This is a genomic window from Photorhabdus kleinii, from assembly GCF_025384885.1.
GTDB lineage: Bacteria > Pseudomonadota > Gammaproteobacteria > Enterobacterales > Enterobacteriaceae > Photorhabdus > Photorhabdus kayaii.
On sequence record NZ_JAJAFY010000042.1, the window covers coordinates 13,463 to 34,553 of the forward strand.

A 21,091-nucleotide genomic window follows, 5' to 3' on the forward strand; every position below is an offset into this window, starting at 1 on the left:
AATTTTATTTAATAGAAATGCGAAATAACCATATTCAGACATATATCGCAAGACCCTAAATAAAAAATGCCCATCCCTGGCGGTAAGGCGATGAGCAAAATGGTACCAACCAAATCTCAATAATTATCAGGCAGTTTGGGCTAAACTCAGTGTTTGCAATTGTTTATCACCCGCATATAAACGCGCCTCAGTGCCACCAATAAAATAACAGTTTCCTCTTGTGGGTACTGAAGTTTCATCAAACCAAATAATAGCAACCGATTCATGATGCCAGCCTAGGGGCTGAACCGAAAGCTGCCAGAAATGCCCTCTAGGACTGACCTCAGTCACCTGTACTGGCAATGGACTAGAAAGTGTCGGTTGCGAGTTCATCATGATATCCCACGGACGCAAGAATACATCAACATTCCCCTGATGGATTGGCGTCACATTGAGAGGCAAGTGCTGCCCGCCAATCAACAGCTGAGAGCCTTTAATTTCCCCACTAAAATGATTGACCTCACCCAAGAACTCCATCACAAAACGGCTTGCCGGATAACGCCATACATCTTGGGGCGTACCTACCTGTTCAATATTCCCTTGCCTCATAACAACAACCCGGTCAGCCACTTCCATCGCCTCTTCCTGATCGTGAGTGACAAAGACACTGGTAAATTTAAGTTCTTCATGGAGCTGACGTAGCCAACGGCGTAATTCCATTCTTACCTGAGCATCCAATGCACCAAATGGCTCATCGAGTAATAGAATTTGTGGTTCAACAGCCAATGCTCTTGCCAACGCTACCCGCTGTCTCTGCCCACCAGAAAGTTGTGATGGATAGCGTTCAGCAAAATGCGTCAATTGCACCATCTCCAACAACTCCATAACCTTACGGCGGATAGCCGCCATATTCGGACGCTTACGTCGTGGTAGGACTGTCAATCCAAAAGCAACATTATCAAACACGGTCATATGCCGAAACAGTGCATAATGCTGAAATACAAATCCAACTTGCCGATCTTTAGCATGCATACGGCTAACATCTTGCCCGTGGAAACTCAGCTTCCCCGCAGTTTGCTGTTCCAGACCAGCAATAATCCTCAACAAGGTTGTTTTACCGGAGCCTGACGGACCAAGCAAAGCAACCATTTCTCCAGAAAAAACATTCAGAGTGATATCGCTCAGAACCTGAGTCCGACCAAAATATTTACTGATATTGTTAATTTCAATACTCATATTCTGCTCCTACCTTAACCATGTTGGCGACTTAACCGCCACTGCAAAGCACTTTTAACAATCAAAGTGATAATTGCCATCAATGCCAACAATGCCGCCGCAGTAAATGCCCCTACGGTGTTGTAATCTTGATGCAGTAATTCAACCTGCAACGGCAATGTGTAAGTTTCACCACGAATAGCACCGGATACTACTGAGACAGCACCAAATTCACCAATCGCCCGGGCATTAGTCAAAACCACACCATATAACAACGCCCAACGGATATTAGGTAACGTCACCCGCCAAAACATTTTCCAACCAGACGCCCCCAATAAAATTGCAGCTTCATCCTCCTGGCTCCCCTGACTAAGCATCATCGGCACCAGCTCTCGAACAACGAAAGGACAAGTCACAAATATCGTTACTAAGGCCATTCCCGGCCAGGAAAACATCAATTGGATATCACAGGGTTCCAACAAACTTCCAGCCCAACCATTCGAACCATAAAACAATAGGTAGATCAAACCAGCTACAACCGGCGAAACAGCAAACGGAATGTCGATCAATGTCAATAAACATTGCCGCCCTGGAAACTGAAAGCGCGTTACCAGCCAAGCGATCATGACGCCAAAAATTAGGTTTACCGGAACGGTAATTAACGCGATCAGTATCGTTAACCAGATGGCATGCAACATATCAGGATCTAAAAGATTCTCAGTGACTATCTCAACGCCTTTAGAAAAGGCAGTCATAAATATCCAGACAATGGGGATCACTAACAGTAAGATTGAAAACAATACGCTTGTTATGATCAACGTCCATTTCGCCCAATTTACAGGTGGTCGTTGCGCTACATAAGATTCAGATAATTCAACCATTAATGCCCTCCAATCCGCCGACCAAAGCGGCTTTGCAGAGTATTAATGCTAAAGAGTAATATCAGGGATATTGCCAATATAACTGATGCGATGGCACTGGCTGCGGGGTAATCAAACTCCTGTAAGCGGATGAAAATCATCAGCGATACCACTTCTGTTTGCCATGCAATGTTACCGGCAATAAAGATCACTGCACCAAACTCCCCCAAGCTGCGGGTAAAAGAGAGTGCGGTGCCCGCAATTAAAGCCGGGGATAATTCTGGCAATACAACCCGCCAGAAAGTTTGCCAACGATTAGCGCCTAATGTTTGAGCTGCTTCTTCATATTCTGGCCCTAACTCTTCAAGTACCGGCTGAATCGTTCGCACTACAAATGGCAGACTTGTAAACGCCATCGCTACCGCAATACCCAACCAAGTATTCACTACTTTCACATCAAAGTGCCCAAGCAAAGAACCATACCAACCACTCACAGAGAATAGCGTTGCCAATGTCAATCCCGCTACCGCAGTAGGTAACGCAAAAGGGAGATCCATCAAACCATCCAACAAGCTACGGCCAAGGAAACGATAGCGGGTTAAAACCCATGCCATCAACATACCAAACACCGCATTAAACAAGCTGGCAACCGCTGCTGCTAGCAATGTCACTTTATAAGCTGCTACAACTTGGGGATTAGCAATCACCTGCCAATACTGTTCCCAGGTCATACTGGAAAGCTGCACAACTAATGCACTCAAGGGTAACAATAAAATCAAGCAGGTATAGAACAAACTACTGCCTAAGCTCAACCCAAAACCAGGCAATACTCGCTTACTGGATCTCGAAAACATTACTTATGCCCCTCGGCCAGCAATTGATCCAGCATACCGCCAGTATTGAAGTGAGTTTTCATCACTTGTGACCAACCACCAAATTGATCTTCCAATCGAAACAGCTTAGTTTCCGGAAAACGGGCTCTCTGTTGAGCCATCACGTTTTTATTACTGACACGATAATTAAAGCGAGTAATGATCTGCTGTGCCTGTGGGCTATAAAGATAATTCAGATAAGCTTTAGCCGCTTTCTCTGTACCATTTTTCGCAATATGCTGATCAATCCAAGCCACAGGGAATTCTGCCAGAATACCTACCGGTGGAACGATTACTTCATACTTATCACCATTATACTGCTTGCGAATGTTGTTTACTTCAGATTCGAAACTGATCAGTACATCACCCAAACCACGTTCAATAAATGAAGTTGTTGCCCCGCGACCGCCAGTATCAAACACAGCGACATTTTTCAGGAAACGTTTCATCCATTCGCGAGTTTTACCTTGATCTCCACCATTTTGCTGTTGAATAGCTCCCCAGGCGGCCAAATAAGCATAACGACCATTACCGGAGGTTTTAGGGTTTGGGAGGACTAATTTGACATCCTGACGCACTAAATCATCCCAATTACGAATATTTTTGGGGTTACCTTTACGCACAAGAAACGCCATCGTGGAATAGTAAGGTGAACTGCTATTTGGCAAGCGGTTCTGCCAATCAGCCGAGAGCAGATTGCCACGATCATGCAAAATTTGTACATCCGTTACCTGATTGTAAGTCACCACATCAGCCCGCAATCCTTGAAGAATTGCCAGTGCTTGTTTGGAGGAACCGGCGTGGGATTGTTTGATTATCAACTTATCTTGTGGATACTGCTCATTCCACTGTTTTTCAAATTCAGGATTCAGCGCAGAAAATAGCTCACGCGCAACATCATAAGAGCTGTTTAATAGCTCTACAGCAGAGGCGTGACTGCTGCCTAATAAAGTTACTACTACCAGTCCGTTTAGTATTGTATTTTTTACTGAATACTTTTTCATTTCTCACCTTATCCGTTATTTCATCAAATAACGCGCCAGTGACTAATGTATCCAGTTTATTTATAACAGGGTAGATAACTATCACCGTTTAATATACCAAATTGCACTTAGAAAGTATGAAACGCAATAAGCTGACAGGAAGAATTAAGTTCTTAAATGAAAAATGCGGGCCTATTACGGCTCCGCAAGAGGAACATCAAATTCATCAAACCGACTCAGTTTATGTTTTTAATCAGAAATTCTCATCGCTTCCAAATAATACGTTCCACTTTCCAGTTTTTCAGCACATCATCAGAAGGAATCAATCCTTCAGGGCCATTCCAATGACCTGTAAACAGATAACTGACATGTTTGCTCTGTGGGGATACGCAGACAATAGCGCTCTTCTCTAACTCACTCACCGTATTTCGGCAAACATCAAATGCCTTGCTATAAAGTGCCGAAAATGGCATGCCGACCTTTGTTCCCCAGACGGTTTCAATATCTTCATCTAGCACTTCAATGCGACTGACCTTTTCATCGGACTGACCAAATAACGCTATCTTCAATTGATCACCATCCATTGCTTGAAATACTGTCACCAATTGACCATGCTTTGTTTCCATGCCACTGCGTAAGTGGTACTTTCTATCCAACCCCTTCTCTATTGCGTCTTTATTCATTGCAGTCAGACCATTTATTTCTCCCACCCCCTGATCTGAGATTTTTAAAGAGCTGCCAAACCAGCTAAAAGGAGACAAATGCGACCATGAAAAACCCGATGAACCTGTACAACCGGCCAATAACAATGCACCACTTATTGTGACAATACGTAACCCTGACAACATGTTAGTTAAAGTATACTTCTGCATAACTGGTTCCCTTATGACTCAATACAGAGATAGGCACTGAGACATCACATCTGATTGTTAGTTTCAGAGAATGTTTAAATTAATCACCTTAAATGAATATTTTATTGATAAAATACCACTTAGCGGTATCATTATCCCCCCTAAAAATCATCACTATCAGTAAGGTCAATATGATGAAAAAAACACTTATAACCACCGCTTTGATTGCTTTGTTCAGTATGCCATCACTGGCTCAAACCTCACAGACGCAATTTGGTGGTTTTTCTGGTCCTGATTCAGCACAGCCCCCCGTCCAAGCAGCACCACAAGGTGGTTTTGTCGATCAAAATGCAAGAGTTTCCACCACCCAACAAGTTAAAAATATGAGAGATGACAGTTGGGTCGTGCTGGAAGGACATATTGAATCCCGTATCCACAGCGATCACTTCATATTCCGCGATAATGCAGGAATTGTTGAAGTCGAAGTTGATCATAAATACTGGAATGGCCAAACGATAACGCCTCAAGATAGAGTCCGTCTTGAAGGTGAAGTCGATAAAGAATGGAATGGTATGACTGTTGATGTGAAAAAAGTCACCAAATTGAACTAATGCCTTATGGCTGAGTGGTATTCTTTCACTCAGCCATATCTGAACTCAATATTCCTGATCAACAATCAAACGTTTACTGAAAATAACACTCTCTTGATGACGATCTTCATATTCCAGTTTTTCACACATATAGATAGTGGCATCATTATCTTCAGGAACAATAAGAACTATTTTTGGGCAACCACGGGCAATCAATTTCTTCTCCAATCGGGCAATTAATGCATTAGCAATTCCCCTACCGCGAAATTCAGGATGAACTCCCAAATAATAAGCTGAGCCACGATGACCATCATAACCCCCCATAATCGTCCCAACCACTTCACCAACCACTTCCGCGACTAAAAACAGGTCAGGATCATGCGTCAATTTACGCTCGATATCCACTTCAGGATCAACACCAGGATTAAGTAAATCGCAGCGTTCCCATAAGGTGATCACTTCTTCAAAATCATCTTGTCGAAATACCCGAATTTCCATCCCTAACCAACCTGTTTTTATTGAAATAACTATTTTCTCATTATCTCCGCTTTAACACCGGAATCAATACGAAAATGCGTTCTCTTCCACTAATAGCTATAATATAACGCTCACCACACCATAATGGGAAAAGAACCATGAATACACCAAACATTAATCAGATTAAATCTTTTTTCCTTTCATTACAGGATGAAATTTGCCAACAACTGGAACAAATAGATGGCAAAGAGAAATTTACTGAGCAGTGCTGGCAACGAGAAGAAGGTGGCGGAGGCCGTAGTCGAATTATGAAAGAAGGCACGATATTCGAACAAGCAGGCGCTAATTTTTCTCATGTATCAGGAGATATGCTTCCTTTATCAGCAACAGCTCACCGTCCTGAATTGGTCGGTCGCCGTTATCAGGCAATAGGCGTCTCTCTAGTTATTCATCCTTTAAACCCCTATATACCAACCAGCCATGCTAATGTTCGGTTCTTTATTGCAGAAAAAGAAGGTGAAGCGCCAGTGTGGTGGTTCGGTGGGGGTTTTGATTTAACACCTTATTATGGTTTTAAGGAAGATGCTATTCATTGGCACACCACCGCCAGAAATATATGTCGACCCTATGGAGAAGATGTTTACCCAAAATATAAAGAATGGTGTGATAATTATTTCTATATTAAACATCGTAACGAAGCCCGTGGAATTGGTGGCTTATTCTATGACGATTTAAATACACCTGACTTCAAACATTGTTTTAATTTTACTCAAGATATAGGTAAAGGTTTCCTTTCTGCCTATCTACCTATTGTGGAAAAAAGGAAGGAAATATTATGGGGTGAACGTGAACGGCAATTTCAATTATATCGCCGTGGTCGCTATGTAGAATTTAACCTCGTTTGGGACAGAGGAACCTTATTTGGATTACAAAGTGGGGGACGAACAGAATCTATCTTAATGTCCATGCCACCATTAGTACGCTGGGAACATGATTATCACCCTGAACCAGAATCTACAGAAGCCGCTTTATATACCGACTTTCTACCAGCAAAAAACTGGATATGATTTTCCATCATGTTAGGAATATTATAAAAAACTATTCCTAACTATTTATATTTTTATTACAGCCAATGCAAAAATCCCTCACACAAAAAAACTTAACATATTGTTAACAACCCCTTAACATAAAAGAAGCAGGTTGGACCTGATGACTATCTGCTGGAAACGTGTTTAATATGAATCCGTACCTAAAGAGTACCTCTAATTAATAACTAAAAATTTATTCCAGGAGATATTTTATGCAAATACAAAACAATAACTACAGAGGCGTAATACCGCCGTACATTCTTCAAAATATTTATAATAATGACAATGAAAAGAAGAAAGTATTAATGACATTAAATCACACTCAGAGTTTAATGTTGGACAATGTTATTAAAGAATCTTCCGATGATTCCGATGATTCCGATGATTCCGATGATGATAAAGTTACTAAGACAACTATACATCGTTCTATTCACGATGCAGAAAATAAACGCAAGTTGCCAGGAAAATTAGTACGAGATGAAGGAGAACCAGATAACGGAGATAAATCAGTTGATAACGCATATAAATATTTAGAAGCAACTTACAATTTCTATAAAGAAGTATTTAATCGCAACTCATTAGATGATAAAGGAATGAAATTGATTGCCACCGTGCATTATGGCGAAGAATATATGAATGCATTCTGGGGCAACGGACAAATGGTATTTGGCGACGGAGATGGCAAAACCTTCAATGATTTCACGACATCTATTGATGTGATCGGCCATGAATTATCTCATGGCGTTATTGAGAAAACAGCGGATCTGGTCTATTTCTTTCAGTCTGGTGCATTAAATGAATCAATAGCGGATGTTTTTGGCTCATTAGTAAAACAACATTATCTGAAACAAAAAGCTGACGAAGCAGATTGGGTTATAGGCAGTGGGTTACTGGGCAAAGATATTAAAGGTGTAGGGATTCGTTCAATGAAAAACCCCGGCAGCGCATATGATGATGAAACTCTCGGTAAAGATCCGCAGCCTGGTCATATGGATGATTATAAAGATCTGCCGATTTATAGAGACAATGGTGGAGTGCATATTAATTCAGGTATTCCTAATAAAGCCTTCTATAATCTGGCGACAAAATTAGGTGGATATTCCTGGGAGAAAGCAGGAAAAATATGGTACAACACATTGTTGGATAAAGATCTTGCACGTGATGCTAACTTCGTATCCTTCGCTAAATTAACAATTAAACACGCTCGTGAGTTATTTGATGAGGATGTTGAAAAAGCGACAATTGATAGCTGGAAAGAAGTGGGCGTTAAAGTGAAAGAAGATAAAGATGATAAGGGCGGTGACAAAGACGATAAAGGCGGCGATAAGGACAAAACTAAAGATAAAACTGAAGATTAATCTATAAACATATCGCTGGTTTAACGCCAGCGATATTTTATTATTTGTAATACCTGACTTATAAAAAATATATCCAACAGAAGATGCCAAAATTGTTAACGACGAATTTCACGCTATACTAAAGAGACCTAAAAAATAACCGTAAAAATTTGGTATATCATGAATAATAAAACTCTCAAACTCACAACTGATAGTAAAATCACAATTTCTCTACAAGGAGGATTTGCCACCGCACCTAGCCTTAACCAAGATAAGACAGTGAATTTAAAATCATTGTCTCCGCACCAACAGCACTTATTTCTTCAAGCCATAGAACAAGACTTTTCTGATTCTATGCCACCATCACCATATCCTGATCAACAGTATTATCTGCTCAGTATCATCAATGGAAATGAAGAACACCACTTCACCCTTCCTGAGTCAGATGCACCGGAAATCATTACCCAGATCTGGGACACCGACAAAAAGGGTGGTTAATCACCCCCCTTTTCCTATTAGCATTAACGCTTTTTCAGATGCGACATTAGACGTTTACGTTTACGCATTTGATTTGGTGTCAACGTATTACGTTTGTCAGCATAGGGATTCGCCCCTTCTTTAAACTGAATCCGAATGGGCGTTCCCATCACCTTTAGGGATCGGCGGAAATAGTTCATCAGATAACGCTTATAAGAATCAGGCAAATCTGTTACCTGATTACCGTGGATCACAACAATTGGTGGATTATAACCACCAGCATGAGCATATTTCATTTTCACCCTGCGACCACGGATCATCGGCGGTTGATGATCTTCTTCGGCCATATGCATGATACGGGTTAGCAGTGAAGTATTAACACGACGAGTGGCGCAATCATAAGCCTCAAGAATCGAGTCAAACAGATTCCCCACCCCACTACCATGCAAAGCAGAGATAAAATGTACTCTGGCAAAGTCAACAAAACCAAGACGATAATCCAGCATCTCTTTCACACGCTCTTTATCTTCCTGTGACATGCCATCCCATTTATTGACCGCGATGACCAATGAGCGCCCACTATTAAGAATAAAACCCAATAATGACAAATCTTGATCGGAAATACCTTCTCGCGCATCGATAACCAGTAATACAACGTTAGCATCTTCAATCGCTTGAAGGGTTTTTATGACTGAAAATTTTTCAACCGTTTCAGTGATCTTACCCCGCTTACGTACCCCCGCGGTATCAATAAGGATATATTCACGGCCATCGCGCTCCATTGGAATATAAATGCTGTCACGGGTAGTGCCTGGCATATCGTAAACCACAACCCTTTCTTCACCCAAGATACGGTTAGTCAACGTAGACTTGCCCACATTTGGCTTACCGACAATGGCTAATTTCAATGGCAGAGTTGATGGATCAAAATCCTCCTCCCCTTCTACCATCTCAATTTCATTCTGTTCCTGCTCTGCCCAATAAGCTGCGTTGGCCTCTTCCTCAGTCAGCTCAACCACGTCTTCTTCACCTTTACCGGAGAAAGGTAACAGTACTCGTTCGATAAGTTGGGTGACGCCACGACCATGAGAAGCAGCGATAGAATAGATATCCCCCAATCCGAGGGAATAAAATTCAGCAATAGCGGTATCAATATCAACACCGTCAGTTTTATTCGCGACCAAAAAAGTAGCTTTTTCGCGACCACGTAGATGTTTTGCTATCGTGTGGTCTGCTGGCATAAGCCCGGCACGAGCATCTACCATAAACAGAACAATATCGGCCTCTTCAATCGCCATCAAAGATTGAGCTGCCATATGAGTTTCCACACCCTCTTCGATGCCATCAATACCACCGGTATCAATGATGATAAATTCCTGCCCCTCAACCTCAGCTCGACCATATTTACGGTCGCGAGTCAGACCTGGAAAATCCGCTACCAGCGCATCTCTTGTACGGGTTAAACGGTTAAATAATGTGGACTTACCCACATTTGGGCGCCCTACCAGAGCGACGACAGGTATCATTTGTTGATGCCTCATGACTTAATTTGAAATTAGTACTCCGCTGTTCACCACAACAGAACACTAAAAAGACGAAACGGCTCCTGTTCTCTTTCTCTCCAGGAGCCGTAGGACTATACCCGTTATCTTTCAAGTTGCCTCTTTGTTGGCTGCACTCGCTCACCCCGGTCACATAGTTTCCTATGCTCCCGGGGATTCTCTCCCTTGCCGTCGCGATGCATCTTGAAATCCATAGGGTATATAACTAACGCTTTACTCTATATTTCCGGTCAACACAGACAGTAAGCACAACTCAACGGGTAAACAGATAAACCGTACCGTCTTTCGCCTGCACCATCAATTTGTCACTGGCGACAACCGGACGGCTCATTAAACCGGAACTATCAACTTTATGTTGAGCAACAAACTTACCATCATCCATATTCAGCCAGTGCAGATAACCTTCACTGTCACCAACAACCAGATAACCATTATACATTTCAGGCGCGGTTAAATTACGGTGTTGCAATTTTGTCTGAGTCCACAAAGTGACACCATCACTTTGACGCAGACCCATAACACGATCATTTTGGTCAACAATATAAATATTATCACCAGAAACAACCATTTCGTTCACTGAACCCAAATCACGCTTCCAGAGGATCTGACCTGAACGCATATCAAGCGCCACCAGATTACCGTTATAAGCTATTGCATATATCACGCCATCAGAAATAACTGGTGTCGTATCAACATCATTAAGACGACCGATTTCTGTAGAACTGGTTACCTGAGAAATACGTTGTTGCCAAATCAACTGCCCCTGAGAAATCAAGACGGCGTTGACACGACCATTATCCCCACCTACGATGGCAGCACCGTAAGCCACAGCAGGCGCCGATTCACCACGTAATGATAATGACGGTGAATCCAAATTAACGGACCATTGCACTTTACCATCTGACTCACTTAATGCCTGCAACATCCCATTACTGGTATGAATCAGCACCAGACCATCACTCACCACAGGACGCGACAACGCTTCACCGGCAACGTCGGATTGCCAGGCAACTTGCCCGTCTTTGGTATTCAATGCAATAACTTTGGCACGTTCAGTACCTACATATAGATGATCCCCAGCAACGGTCAGACCACCAGAGAGCAATGCAGGTATACGAGAAGAGAGGAAACCCGCTTTTTCCGCCAGATTCACCGACCATATCTCTTTACCACTATCAATGTCCAACGCCTTAACGATGCCATGACGATCAGCAACATAAACAGCAGAGCCCTGCCAGGTTGGTGTCAAATGAGAATAATAACGGCCTACACCATCACCTACAGATTTATCCCAAACTTCGCTTGGATTAAATTGATTTTCGACCTGTGGCAATGGTGACATCGTTACCGTGTCTTGCTCACTTGAACAACCGGCTAACAGAACGGAAGCCACTAAACCAACCAAGAGTGTTTTACGCAGTTGCATTGAAAGAATTCCCCTTAGCTGGATAAGTTATTCAATTTAAGATTTAACATCGATTTGATCGCCTGTGGTGAATTTGAGCTCAAACCTTTGGTATACGCCGCACGGGCACCGGCAATATCACCTTTTTTCAACAGGGCATCACCGCGGATATCCTCTGCAACGGCAACCCAACCGGAACCTTTAACCTGTTCCAATGTTTTCAGCGCGGCATCCGCTTTATCTTCCGCCAATTGAACCCTGGCTAGGCGAATATTCACCAGAGACAGCAAATCCTCATTTTTTACCTGATCGGTAGCCGCAGATAAAAATTGATCTGCTTTAGTTAATTCATTCTTTTCAACAGCAAGTTGAGCCAAATGCATATGCGTCATCACGCCATAACTGTTATTAGTTTCACTGGCAAATTTTTCGGCAGCAGCATGACTCTCTTTTGTACTGGTAATTAATCCTTGATCTACTCGTTCAAAAGCTTCTGCACTTTCCTGCAACTGATTTGTCTGATGAGATTGCCAGTAACGCCAGCCAATCAGCGCCCCGGCACCCAACACCAGCCCAAAAACCAAGGCCTTACCATTATTGGCAAAAAAGCGACGAATCACGTCTACCTGTTCGTTTTCATTGGTATAGACTTCCACAGAGTCTCTCCTTAACCTAACAGTTCAACCAAACGAGCAGCAATTTCGCTTTGCGGCAACGTTTGTTGTTCACCTGTACGTAAATCTTTAATGGCTACCTGACCAGAACGAATTTCATCCTCACCGAGGATCAGCGCAATTTTGGCGCCTTGTTTATCCGCACGCCCCAGTTGCTTCTTAAAGTTCCCTCCCCCGTGGTTCATCATTAAACGCAATTGGGGCAACGTATCACGTACCTGTTCAGCCAAAATCAATGCCGCTTGCTGACTACCTTCACTAAAAGAAGCGAGATAAACATCTGCAACTGACCGCTCCGCGACAAATGCTGGATTAATTTCTTGCACCAGCAAAATCAGACGCTCCATCCCCATGGCAAAACCCACAGCAGGCGTTGGTCGGCCCCCCAGTTGCTCAACCAGCCCATCGTACCGACCACCGGCACAGACCGTCCCTTGAGCCCCGAGTGCCGTTGTCACCCATTCAAATACTGTGCGGTTATAATAATCCAAGCCACGAACCAAACGCTGATTAATCCGATACTTGATACCCGCCCCATCAAGAAGTGCACACAGGCTATCAAAATGTTCCTTTGATTCGGCATCAAGATAATCAAACAGTTCCGGCGCATCATTAAGAAGTTGCTGAACCTCTGGATTTTTTGAATCCAGAACACGTAATGGATTACTGTACATACGACGTTTGCAATCTTCATCCAGCTTATCTTTGTGCTGCTCAAGAAAAGCCACCAACGCTTCGCGGTAATTGGCGCGTGCCGCCAACGAACCAATGGAATTCAGTTCAAGCGTCACATGCTCAAAAATACCGAGCTCACGCCACCAGCGAGCAGTCAATAAAATAAGTTCGGCATCAATATCAGGCCCTTGAAGACCAAAAACTTCAGCACCTAATTGATAAAATTGGCGGTAACGGCCTTTTTGTGGACGTTCATAACGGAACATTGGCCCTAAATACCATACGCGCTGTTCCTGATTGTACAGCAGACCATGTTCAATACCGGCACGCACACAACCCGCGGTATTTTCAGGGCGTAGGGTCACACTTTCACCATTGCGATCATCAAAGGTATACATCTCCTTTTCAACCACATCAGTGACTTCCCCAATAGCCCGTCTAAATAACGGGGTCTGCTCTACAATCGGTGTGCGGATCTCGCTATAACCATAACCCGCCAGTACTCGTTTCAAAATAGTTTCGATACGCTGCCAGATAACCGTATCTGCCGGCAAGTAGTCATTCATGCCTCGAATAGCTTGGATATTTTTTGCCACGTTTTATCTCTAGTTAATGATTCAAAAATGATGTTGATTATATACCCGTTATCTTTCAAGTTGCCTCTTTGTTGGCTGCACTCGCTCACCCCGGTCACATAGTTACCTATGCTCCCGGGGATTCGCTCCCTTGCCGTCGCGATGCATCTCGAAATCCATAGGGTATAGAAGCGAATACCGGCGAGCTTCAATTAACAAACAAAACAACGCTGGCTCATCATCACGATGAGCCAGTATCAGATACATTATTTGTCCAGTTGACTTATGCCAATGCGCATATTTTCATCGAGCATTGATGCTTTAGCACGGATCTTCGCCTCAAGCTGATCGATCATATCAGCATTATCGAGACGCACTTTCTGCCGTATCCCATCTTCATAAAAACCACTTTTCGTTCTGGCGCCGGTGACACCCAAAGTAGAAACCTCCGCCTCGCCGGGTCCGTTAACCACACAACCAATAATAGAAACATCCATCGGTGTGAGTAAATCTTCCAAACGTTGTTCCAAAGCATTAACTGTGCCAATAACATCAAATTCCTGACGGGAACAGGTTGGACAAGCGATAAAATTTATACCACGGGAACGAATACGTAATGCTTTCAGAATGTCAAAACCCACTTTAACTTCTTCGACAGGATCGGCAGCCAAAGAAATACGCATGGTATCACCGATACCTTCTGACAGGAGGATACCCAAGCCAATGGCAGATTTTACAGAACCTGCACGCGCACCACCCGCCTCAGTAATACCAAGATGCAATGGCTGATCAATCTTCTGAGCTAACAAGCGATAGGCACCAACCGCCAGAAAGACATCTGACGCTTTTACACTGATTTTAAACTGATCAAAATTAAGCCTATCAAGAATATCCACATGGCGCATAGCCGATTCCACCAACGCTCCTGGGGTAGGCTCACCATATTTTTCCTGAAGATCCTTTTCCAATGATCCGCCATTTACACCAATGCGGATTGGGATATTTTTATCACGGGCAGAAGCCACAACCTCACGGATACGTGCTTCATTACCGATATTTCCAGGGTTAATCCGCAGACAATCGACACCATACTCTGCAACTTTAAGCGCGATACGGTAATCAAAATGGATATCTGCAACCAAAGGAACACTCGCTTGCTGCTTAATCAACTTAAATGCTTCCGCGGCGTCCATCGTTGGTATTGATACGCGAACAATATCAACGCCAACACGCTCAAGCGATTTAATCTGTTTAACAGTCGCTTCCACATCTGTAGTACGTGTGTTTGTCATTGACTGCACCGAAATGGGCGCACCATCCCCGACAGGCACATTGCCTACATAAATACGCGTAGATTTGCGTCTTTTTATCGGCGATTCATTATGCATACTGGTGTTTCTCCCAGACTTCCATGTGCTTACTGATAAAATTACAACTATGCCCTACTGTAACAGGCCTTTCATTATGCTGCCGGTACTTTAAGACGCGCGATACGACTCTCTTTAATAAAGCGGCTTAAATCAACAGGTTGCCCGCGGAACCGTACATCCACAACAGCCGGAACACCGATAGTTAACTCATAAGGTAATGAGCCAGAGAGACTCAGATGGTCACCTTTATGTTTAGTTCCACTAAATAATTTCTTTCCTTTTGCATCAACAACTTGCAACCAACAGGATGCTTTAAAATTCATCATCAGATTATTACTGTCAGCGACTGCCGTTGAATTATTTTCAGACACACTCGGTACTTGAGCTGTCCCTTGATTGGCTGACAATGGAGCAGTCTGAGTTTGTGGCCCGTTACCTGCTAATTGAGTTTCAGGTGTTTTCACCACTTGATTTTGCGTTGATGCCGCAGATTGGGCCACTTCCTCACTATGACCATCAAGACCACCAGTATTATTCGCTGCCACTGCATTTTCGGTTACAGCGGCAGATGATGATGGCTCACTTGTTGCCTGTTCGCGGGTTGGTAACTGTGTCACCTGATCATGATTTTCAGTGGGTAAATCCTCTGAACTGGCTTTTTTCTGAGCAACCTTAGCCGCAGAATGATCAGCCATCGAAATCAATTCCTTCTGTTGAGCTATGTGATTTTGCCACCACCATGCTCCCGTCAAACTAATTACGACTAAAATAATCAACCACGTAATCCACATCAACCAACTTTCGCGTTTTTTCCGTTTTTTACCCAACGAAAAACTCTGCATCGGTGAAACTTTCGCTGTTTTTGCCGGGGTATGCTTATCCAGAATTGCCAGAATTTCTGCTTCTGGAATTTGTACCAACTTAGCATAAGAGCGAACATAACCACGCAGGAAAGTCGGTACCATAGTGGCCGGAATATTGTCCTCTTCAATATCACGTATTGTAGAAAGTTTTAAACACAAGCGATCAGCTACAGTCTGCTGGGTTAGCCCGTGCTGTTCACGAGCCTGACGCAGGAGCTGGCCGGCGGTTAAATAAGCTTGTTCTGGAGTCGTTTCTGTATTCATTAGCAAGAAGACGCGGTACTGTTCAGGTTGTGAAAAACTTCGCGCCGGCGCCTTGCTATAATCTTTAAATTACACAATGGCCTGCGCGGCGAAATAGATTTGCTATTTTACTAGCGGCAAATCACTGATAACAAACACGCCTGTCAGCATGGCTCCCAGTAAACAGAGTCTTGACTTCTTCATACTGCCCCTGCTCACAGAGAAAAACGCTGTAATGATACAATACCGTATCATTTCCTGGCGCGTACTGCATCGCCATTTTGTAACGTTGACGAGCGGCTTCCGGCTGACCAGAATATTGCTCATACAACGCCATACCTAATTGAGCCTGATAATGGTCTGGCTTTGCCAGTAAAACCTTATCAAAGTGATATCTGGCGGCAGGTAAATTACCTTTAGCCAGATAGGCCATTCCCAGCTGAATCCGGGTTTCTGCTGCGACTTTTCGCTGTTGATTGCCGTTTGTTGGTTGATTGGAACATCCTACCAACAACATAGCAACCACCATCATTCCCGATAACGATTTCCTTATCATTCCATCCCCACCGACCAAAGATATGTCATTGTAACGATCATTTCACTTATGCATTTCAGTTACTGCATGACAGGACATACCAACATTCCCATTCAGACTGCTCTTATCTGAATAGGTTCACCGGCCTGACGTTTTTTCAATGTACGTTTGGTACGATCAATTACATCACCGGCAAGTTGACCACATGCGGCATCGATATCATCACCGCGAGTCTTGCGGACAATAGTGGTGAAACCATATCCCATCAACACTTTAGCAAAGCGATCAATCCGGCTGTTGGAACTGCGGCCATATGGCGCCCCCGGAAACGGGTTCCATGGGATCAGATTGATCTTACTCGGTGTGTCTTTCAAGCATTCAGCTAATTGATGTGCCTGTTCCACGCTGTCATTAATATGATCCAGCATGACATATTCCACCGTCACACGCCCCTGATTAGCATTAGATTTAGTCAAATAGCGGCGCACACCTGCAAGGAACTGCTCGATATTATATTTACGGTTGATAGGAACGATGTCATCCCGTACATCATCTGTCGGTGCATGCAGGGAAATTGCCAAAGCAACATCAATCATATCGCCAAGTTTATCCAGTGCTGGCACTACACCAGATGTGGATAACGTCACACGGCGCTTTGACAAACCGAAACCAAAATCATCCATCATGATTTCCATGGCAGGCACCACGTTATTTAGGTTAAGCAGCGGTTCTCCCATCCCCATCATCACCACATTGGTAATCGGGCGACGACCACTGGATTTCAGTGAACCAATAATTTTTGCGGCACGCCAAACTTGACCAATAATTTCAGAAACCCGCAAATTACGGTTAAACCCTTGCTGAGCAGTGGAACAGAATTTACACTCCAGTGCACAACCTACCTGAGAAGAGACACACAAAGTTGCGCGATCATCTTCCGGGATATAAACCGTTTCAACCTGCTGATCGCCAACAGTGATCGCCCATTTAATCGTACCATCGGCCGAACGTTGCTCTTCTGCGACTTCAGGTGCACGGATCTCTGCAACTTGTTGCAATTTTGCTCGCAGAATTTTGTTAATATCTGTCATCTGCTCAAAATCGTCATAACAGTAGTGATATATCCATTTCATCACTTGATCAGCACGGAATGGTTTTTCTCCCATGTCAATGAAAAACTGGCGCATTTGCTTGCGATTCAGATCAAGCAGGTTAATTTTACCGCCTTTCTTTTCTGGAGTTTCAGACACGACAGAAGCAGCAAATTGTGCCGCAGTATTTGGTTGGGACATCTTTTTATATCGCCTCGTTGTAACACTTTCGGCTCTGCGTTAATGAACTCAACGCGAAGTTTCAATTCAGGTCACTATCAGTTTAGTATAGTAACAAATAATAAGCGCCCCGTTGAATTAACAGCGGGGCGCCGCATTGTACAAACTTTAATGCAATGATGCTACGGGTAACGGCAAATCAATTAACGTGGGCAAATTTCATCTTCTGTGAAGAAATACGCAATTTCACGGTTTGCAGATTCAACCGCATCAGAGCCGTGAACCGCGTTTTCAGTGAAGCTATCTGCATAATCAGCGCGCAGAGTACCTGCCAATGCATTATCAGGATTAGTTGCCCCCATCAGATCACGGTGACGCTGTACTGCATTCTCGCCTTCCAACACCTGAACCATAATCGGACCAGAAGTCATAAATTCCACCAAACCATCAAAGAAAGGGCGGCCTTTGTGCTCCGCATAGAAGCCCTCAGCCTGTTCACGGGTCAGGTGAAGCATTTTCGCGGCAATAATTCTAAACCCAGCACTTTCAAAACGAGCATAAATAGCCCCGATGGCATTTTTCTTCACAGCGTTAGGCTTAACAATAGAAAAAGTACGTTCAACCGTCATAGATAACCTCTTGGTTCTTCTTGCAGCAACTGATAATTTTAATTTTTCCCGATAAGTTAATCGGTTAATACTCATTCCGCAACCTTAGCGGAGATAAAAACGGCGTTGATTATAGGGGTACGAATAGCGGTTGCCTACAGAAAACATAACATTCCATTAAATTTTCCTTAGCGAAAATTACCATTTTTTCGTACAAATCACACTTTTACCTGAATCGTTTACTTCAAGGTAAAATTGACAGAATCAATTTGCCCGCCCAAATCCAAAACACTAAGCTGATATTTACCCGGCTGAGTCAATGTCTGAACAAATCCCCGATTATTTTCTGTGGTCATTACCTGTTCTCCATTCAGAAACCACCATTGTTGCCCACCACTACCGCCCTGAGTGGTAACACGTAAATCAAGGCTGCCAAAACCAGGAAGCCGTTTCAATACATCTCCGTTACGAATCCCCACGATCAACAAGGGCGCTTCATCTGATTTCAACGGTGGACATCGAGGATTAACCGGCGGCAGACGCTGTGCCCGCCGCTCTTGTGTTGGTAACCATGATTCGAGGGTAATCGGCCATAAAGCGATATTTTTAGCCTGAGCGCCGGGACAATCAGAAGCCACGCGCAAACCGTTTTTATCCAACCACACCTGTTCATTGATGCCTGAAATAGCCTCTTGCCCCACCGCAGGCAGCGTAGGCGGAATCGTGTTATTCAGTATCCAGCTCAGACGCCGCTGACGGCAATTATCCTCTCCCTTCGGTAAACTCTGCCCTCCCGGCCAACAGATAATTGCCCGACTCACACTTGCTGGACGCGGATCAACAGGAATCCGTTTAGCCCCATTTCGCATATTGGCGAACAACAGATTATTGACCTGATTCATGATGGGAACCGCCGTAGCATAGCCGAACTGCCCGACAACTGGCGTGCCATCCGGCCGACCAACCCAAACACCAATGGTATAACGCGCATTTAAGCCAATGGCCCAAGCATCACGGTAGCCATAGCTGGTACCGGTTTTCCAAGCCAGCGGCACTTGTGCCGGCAAAACATCATCAGGTTGCGGCAGAGCTTCTCCAGCCATAATTCGCCTCACTATCCATGCAGCGCCGGGGGAAAAAAGTTGCCGATCACGCAATTTCTGCTGCGGAGTGAATCTCAAGGGGGAAACCTTCCCCTGACGGGCAAACGCCGTGTAAGCCGCCACCAGTTGATCCATCCGGGTTGCCGTACCACCAAGAATCAATGATAAATTGGGTTCACTGCCGGGAGGAAAACGCAATACGGTTCCCACATTACGCATATTGGCGGTAAACCGCTTGGCGCCATAGGCTTCAAGCAGTTGCACAGCGGGTAAATTCAGTGAACGAACCAACGCCTCACTGGCACTGACCGGCCCATGAAAGCCACTGTCAAAATTTCCGGGGCGATAATAATCAAAGCGGCGAGGCACATCCTGTAACAGTGATTCCCCATGAATTAACCCATCATCCAGCGCCATGGCATACAAAAATGGCTTCAAGGTTGATCCCGGCGAACGCCATGAACTTATCATATCGACATGACCAAAACGGCTATCATCCCGTAGATCCAGCGAGCCGATATAGGCTTTTACCGCCATGTCTGTATGATCAACCACTAACACGCCAATCGAAGTTTTTTCTGGTAACTGGTACTTCCAATTCACCGCCATATCTTCAAGCTGACGCTGTAATCCCACATCAAGGGTTGTTTTGATGATCTCCTGACGAGTACCTTTCGCCATTCGTCTGGCAAGCAAAGGGGCAAGCTGTGGCACCTGCCGAGGAGCCAACCACAACGTTTCTTGCCGAATATCAGCAATCGTCTGTTCCGGCCAGATTTTATAGTGCGCCAACCGTTGCAACACCTTATCGCGAGCAGCCTGTGCCCGTTCAGGATAGCGATCTGGCCTTAAACGGCTAGGAGCCTGTGGCAGAACAGCCAGTAAAGCCGCTTCTCCCGCTGAGAGTTCAGAGGGCGGTTTAGCCAAATATGCCCAACTCGCCGCACCGACACCTTGTAATGTGCCACCAAACGGCGCGCGGTTCAGATACATCTCCAGAATTTCATTTTTGGAATAGTGCCATTCAAGCTGCAAAGTACGCCAGATCTGTTTCAGCTTCCCGCCGAAAGTGCGTGAATGGGGATCAATCAACCGAGCGACCTGCATTGACAGCGTACTACCACCGGACAAAATCTTACCGGCTCGTATATCTTGCCAGGCAGCCCTGACCAGAGAAATCGGGTTAATCCCCGGGTGTTTATAGAACCAGCGATCTTCATAAGTCAGCAATGCCTGAATATATTCCGGTGATACTTGATCCAATGTTACCGGATAACGCCAAACGCCTTCATCATCGGCAAAACGCCAAAGCGGCGTACCATCCTCACTCACGACAATACGCGCCATTTTGACTTCACGCAGTGGCAGAGGCCAGATTTTATCTGCCAGCCATAAACCCGCCGGGAGCAAAAACAACAACAGTACAATCAGCCACATAAGGCGATGCGTTTTCTTCATCTATGAACACCAAGAGAGAA

The 21,091-nt window shown here is 44.3% G+C and carries 20 protein-coding genes; 4 read left to right on the forward strand and 16 right to left on the reverse strand.

Going from position 1 to position 21,091, the window contains the following annotated elements; genetic code table 11:
- Positions 1-126 precede the first annotated feature (126 nt).
- From cysA to LG003_RS17305, 5 genes are all read right to left on the reverse strand, one after another.
- The gene (cysA, locus tag LG003_RS17285) at positions 127-1,215 is read right to left on the reverse strand and encodes a sulfate/thiosulfate ABC transporter ATP-binding protein CysA (protein ID WP_112876233.1); all 1,089 of its coding nucleotides are present in this window, start codon (positions 1,213-1,215) and stop codon (positions 127-129) included.
- A gap of 14 nt (positions 1,216-1,229) precedes the next feature.
- The gene (cysW, locus tag LG003_RS17290) at positions 1,230-2,075 is read right to left on the reverse strand and encodes a sulfate/thiosulfate ABC transporter permease CysW (protein WP_112876234.1); all 846 of its coding nucleotides are present in this window, start codon (positions 2,073-2,075) and stop codon (positions 1,230-1,232) included.
- Positions 2,075-2,908, reverse strand: coding sequence for a sulfate/thiosulfate ABC transporter permease CysT (cysT, locus tag LG003_RS17295; protein WP_112895214.1), 834 nt, complete (start codon positions 2,906-2,908; stop codon positions 2,075-2,077). The genes cysW and cysT overlap by 1 nt, the downstream gene beginning before the upstream one ends.
- Positions 2,908-3,930 (reverse strand): sulfate ABC transporter substrate-binding protein, encoded by a 1,023-nt coding sequence (locus tag LG003_RS17300; RefSeq protein WP_262981259.1) that lies wholly within the window; start codon positions 3,928-3,930, stop codon positions 2,908-2,910. The genes cysT and LG003_RS17300 overlap by 1 nt, the downstream gene beginning before the upstream one ends.
- A gap of 242 nt (positions 3,931-4,172) precedes the next feature.
- Positions 4,173-4,781: an RpoE-regulated lipoprotein gene (locus tag LG003_RS17305; RefSeq protein WP_262981260.1), complete on the reverse strand. Its 609-nt coding sequence runs from the start codon at positions 4,779-4,781 to the stop codon at positions 4,173-4,175.
- A 170-nt stretch (positions 4,782-4,951) separates the two neighbouring features.
- Here LG003_RS17305 and LG003_RS17310 point away from each other — a divergent pair, with 170 nt between their 5' ends.
- Positions 4,952-5,371 carry a YgiW/YdeI family stress tolerance OB fold protein gene (locus tag LG003_RS17310; RefSeq protein WP_112876238.1) on the forward strand — a complete coding sequence of 140 codons (420 nt, stop codon included), beginning with the start codon at positions 4,952-4,954 and terminating at the stop codon, positions 5,369-5,371.
- 45 nt (positions 5,372-5,416) lie between these two features.
- Here LG003_RS17310 and LG003_RS17315 read toward each other — a convergent pair whose 3' ends face one another.
- Entirely contained in the window at positions 5,417-5,848 is a 432-nt protein-coding gene (locus LG003_RS17315; RefSeq protein ID WP_011145692.1) for a GNAT family acetyltransferase, read from the reverse strand.
- A gap of 137 nt (positions 5,849-5,985) precedes the next feature.
- Between LG003_RS17315 and hemF the strand changes: the two genes are divergently transcribed.
- The 3 genes from hemF to LG003_RS17330 all read left to right on the forward strand — a co-directional run bounded on the left by hemF (position 5,986) and on the right by LG003_RS17330 (position 8,750).
- Entirely contained in the window at positions 5,986-6,894 is a 909-nt protein-coding gene (gene hemF, locus LG003_RS17320) for an oxygen-dependent coproporphyrinogen oxidase (RefSeq protein WP_112876239.1), read from the forward strand.
- Positions 6,895-7,127: 233 nt separating this feature from the next.
- Positions 7,128-8,273: a metalloprotease PrtS gene (prtS, locus tag LG003_RS17325; protein WP_262981261.1), complete on the forward strand. Its 1,146-nt coding sequence runs from the start codon at positions 7,128-7,130 to the stop codon at positions 8,271-8,273.
- A gap of 159 nt (positions 8,274-8,432) precedes the next feature.
- Positions 8,433-8,750 carry a protealysin inhibitor emfourin gene (locus LG003_RS17330; protein ID WP_112876241.1) on the forward strand — a complete coding sequence of 106 codons (318 nt, stop codon included), beginning with the start codon at positions 8,433-8,435 and terminating at the stop codon, positions 8,748-8,750.
- A 23-nt stretch (positions 8,751-8,773) separates the two neighbouring features.
- Here LG003_RS17330 and der read toward each other — a convergent pair whose 3' ends face one another.
- The 10 genes from der to pbpC form a co-directional block, all read right to left on the reverse strand.
- On the reverse strand, positions 8,774-10,255 hold the full coding sequence (gene der, locus LG003_RS17335) for a ribosome biogenesis GTPase Der (protein ID WP_112876242.1): 1,482 nt from the start codon (positions 10,253-10,255) through the stop codon (positions 8,774-8,776).
- 289 nt (positions 10,256-10,544) lie between these two features.
- On the reverse strand, positions 10,545-11,717 hold the full coding sequence (gene bamB, locus LG003_RS17340; protein ID WP_262981262.1) for an outer membrane protein assembly factor BamB: 1,173 nt from the start codon (positions 11,715-11,717) through the stop codon (positions 10,545-10,547).
- A gap of 14 nt (positions 11,718-11,731) precedes the next feature.
- Positions 11,732-12,352 carry a YfgM family protein gene (locus LG003_RS17345; RefSeq protein WP_262981263.1) on the reverse strand — a complete coding sequence of 207 codons (621 nt, stop codon included), beginning with the start codon at positions 12,350-12,352 and terminating at the stop codon, positions 11,732-11,734.
- An 11-nt stretch (positions 12,353-12,363) separates the two neighbouring features.
- A complete protein-coding gene (hisS, locus tag LG003_RS17350) occupies positions 12,364-13,641 on the reverse strand; it encodes a histidine--tRNA ligase (RefSeq protein WP_112876245.1) in 1,278 nt (425 codons plus the stop codon).
- A 245-nt stretch (positions 13,642-13,886) separates the two neighbouring features.
- Positions 13,887-15,008 (reverse strand): flavodoxin-dependent (E)-4-hydroxy-3-methylbut-2-enyl-diphosphate synthase, encoded by a 1,122-nt coding sequence (ispG, locus tag LG003_RS17355; protein ID WP_112876246.1) that lies wholly within the window; start codon positions 15,006-15,008, stop codon positions 13,887-13,889.
- A 74-nt stretch (positions 15,009-15,082) separates the two neighbouring features.
- Entirely contained in the window at positions 15,083-16,117 is a 1,035-nt protein-coding gene (gene rodZ / locus LG003_RS17360) for a cytoskeleton protein RodZ (RefSeq protein WP_112876247.1), read from the reverse strand.
- Positions 16,118-16,238: 121 nt separating this feature from the next.
- On the reverse strand, positions 16,239-16,652 hold the full coding sequence (locus tag LG003_RS17365; RefSeq protein ID WP_240000678.1) for a tetratricopeptide repeat protein: 414 nt from the start codon (positions 16,650-16,652) through the stop codon (positions 16,239-16,241).
- Between the two features lie 92 nt (positions 16,653-16,744).
- The gene (locus LG003_RS17370) at positions 16,745-17,923 is read right to left on the reverse strand and encodes a bifunctional tRNA (adenosine(37)-C2)-methyltransferase TrmG/ribosomal RNA large subunit methyltransferase RlmN (RefSeq protein ID WP_112876249.1); all 1,179 of its coding nucleotides are present in this window, start codon (positions 17,921-17,923) and stop codon (positions 16,745-16,747) included.
- A gap of 182 nt (positions 17,924-18,105) precedes the next feature.
- A complete protein-coding gene (ndk, locus tag LG003_RS17375) occupies positions 18,106-18,531 on the reverse strand; it encodes a nucleoside-diphosphate kinase (protein ID WP_112876258.1) in 426 nt (141 codons plus the stop codon).
- Between the two features lie 218 nt (positions 18,532-18,749).
- The gene (gene pbpC, locus LG003_RS17380) at positions 18,750-21,071 is read right to left on the reverse strand and encodes a peptidoglycan glycosyltransferase PbpC (protein ID WP_262981264.1); all 2,322 of its coding nucleotides are present in this window, start codon (positions 21,069-21,071) and stop codon (positions 18,750-18,752) included.
- Positions 21,072-21,091: the final 20 nt, after the last annotated feature.

What these genes read in the sequence shown, in the direction of transcription:
- cysA (WP_112876233.1), bottom strand. Translation starts at nt 1,215, where the DNA reads ATGAGTATTGAAATTAACAATATCAGTAAATATTTTGGTCGGACTCAG.
- LG003_RS17370 (WP_112876249.1), bottom strand. Translation starts at nt 17,923, where the DNA reads ATGTCCCAACCAAATACTGCGGCACAATTTGCTGCTTCTGTCGTGTCT.
- LG003_RS17300 (WP_262981259.1), bottom strand. Translation starts at nt 3,930, where the DNA reads ATGAAAAAGTATTCAGTAAAAAATACAATACTAAACGGACTGGTAGTA.
- ndk (WP_112876258.1), bottom strand. Translation starts at nt 18,531, where the DNA reads ATGACGGTTGAACGTACTTTTTCTATTGTTAAGCCTAACGCTGTGAAG.
- pbpC (WP_262981264.1), bottom strand. Translation starts at nt 21,071, where the DNA reads ATGAAGAAAACGCATCGCCTTATGTGGCTGATTGTACTGTTGTTGTTT.
- cysW (WP_112876234.1), bottom strand. Translation starts at nt 2,075, where the DNA reads ATGGTTGAATTATCTGAATCTTATGTAGCGCAACGACCACCTGTAAAT.
- rodZ (WP_112876247.1), bottom strand. Translation starts at nt 16,117, where the DNA reads ATGAATACAGAAACGACTCCAGAACAAGCTTATTTAACCGCCGGCCAG.
- LG003_RS17365 (WP_240000678.1), bottom strand. Translation starts at nt 16,652, where the DNA reads ATGATAAGGAAATCGTTATCGGGAATGATGGTGGTTGCTATGTTGTTG.
- cysT (WP_112895214.1), bottom strand. Translation starts at nt 2,908, where the DNA reads ATGTTTTCGAGATCCAGTAAGCGAGTATTGCCTGGTTTTGGGTTGAGC.
- prtS (WP_262981261.1), top strand. Translation starts at nt 7,128, where the DNA reads ATGCAAATACAAAACAATAACTACAGAGGCGTAATACCGCCGTACATT.
- LG003_RS17330 (WP_112876241.1), top strand. Translation starts at nt 8,433, where the DNA reads ATGAATAATAAAACTCTCAAACTCACAACTGATAGTAAAATCACAATT.
- ispG (WP_112876246.1), bottom strand. Translation starts at nt 15,008, where the DNA reads ATGCATAATGAATCGCCGATAAAAAGACGCAAATCTACGCGTATTTAT.
- bamB (WP_262981262.1), bottom strand. Translation starts at nt 11,717, where the DNA reads ATGCAACTGCGTAAAACACTCTTGGTTGGTTTAGTGGCTTCCGTTCTG.
- der (WP_112876242.1), bottom strand. Translation starts at nt 10,255, where the DNA reads ATGATACCTGTCGTCGCTCTGGTAGGGCGCCCAAATGTGGGTAAGTCC.
- LG003_RS17305 (WP_262981260.1), bottom strand. Translation starts at nt 4,781, where the DNA reads ATGCAGAAGTATACTTTAACTAACATGTTGTCAGGGTTACGTATTGTC.
- LG003_RS17315 (WP_011145692.1), bottom strand. Translation starts at nt 5,848, where the DNA reads ATGGAAATTCGGGTATTTCGACAAGATGATTTTGAAGAAGTGATCACC.
- LG003_RS17310 (WP_112876238.1), top strand. Translation starts at nt 4,952, where the DNA reads ATGATGAAAAAAACACTTATAACCACCGCTTTGATTGCTTTGTTCAGT.
- hemF (WP_112876239.1), top strand. Translation starts at nt 5,986, where the DNA reads ATGAATACACCAAACATTAATCAGATTAAATCTTTTTTCCTTTCATTA.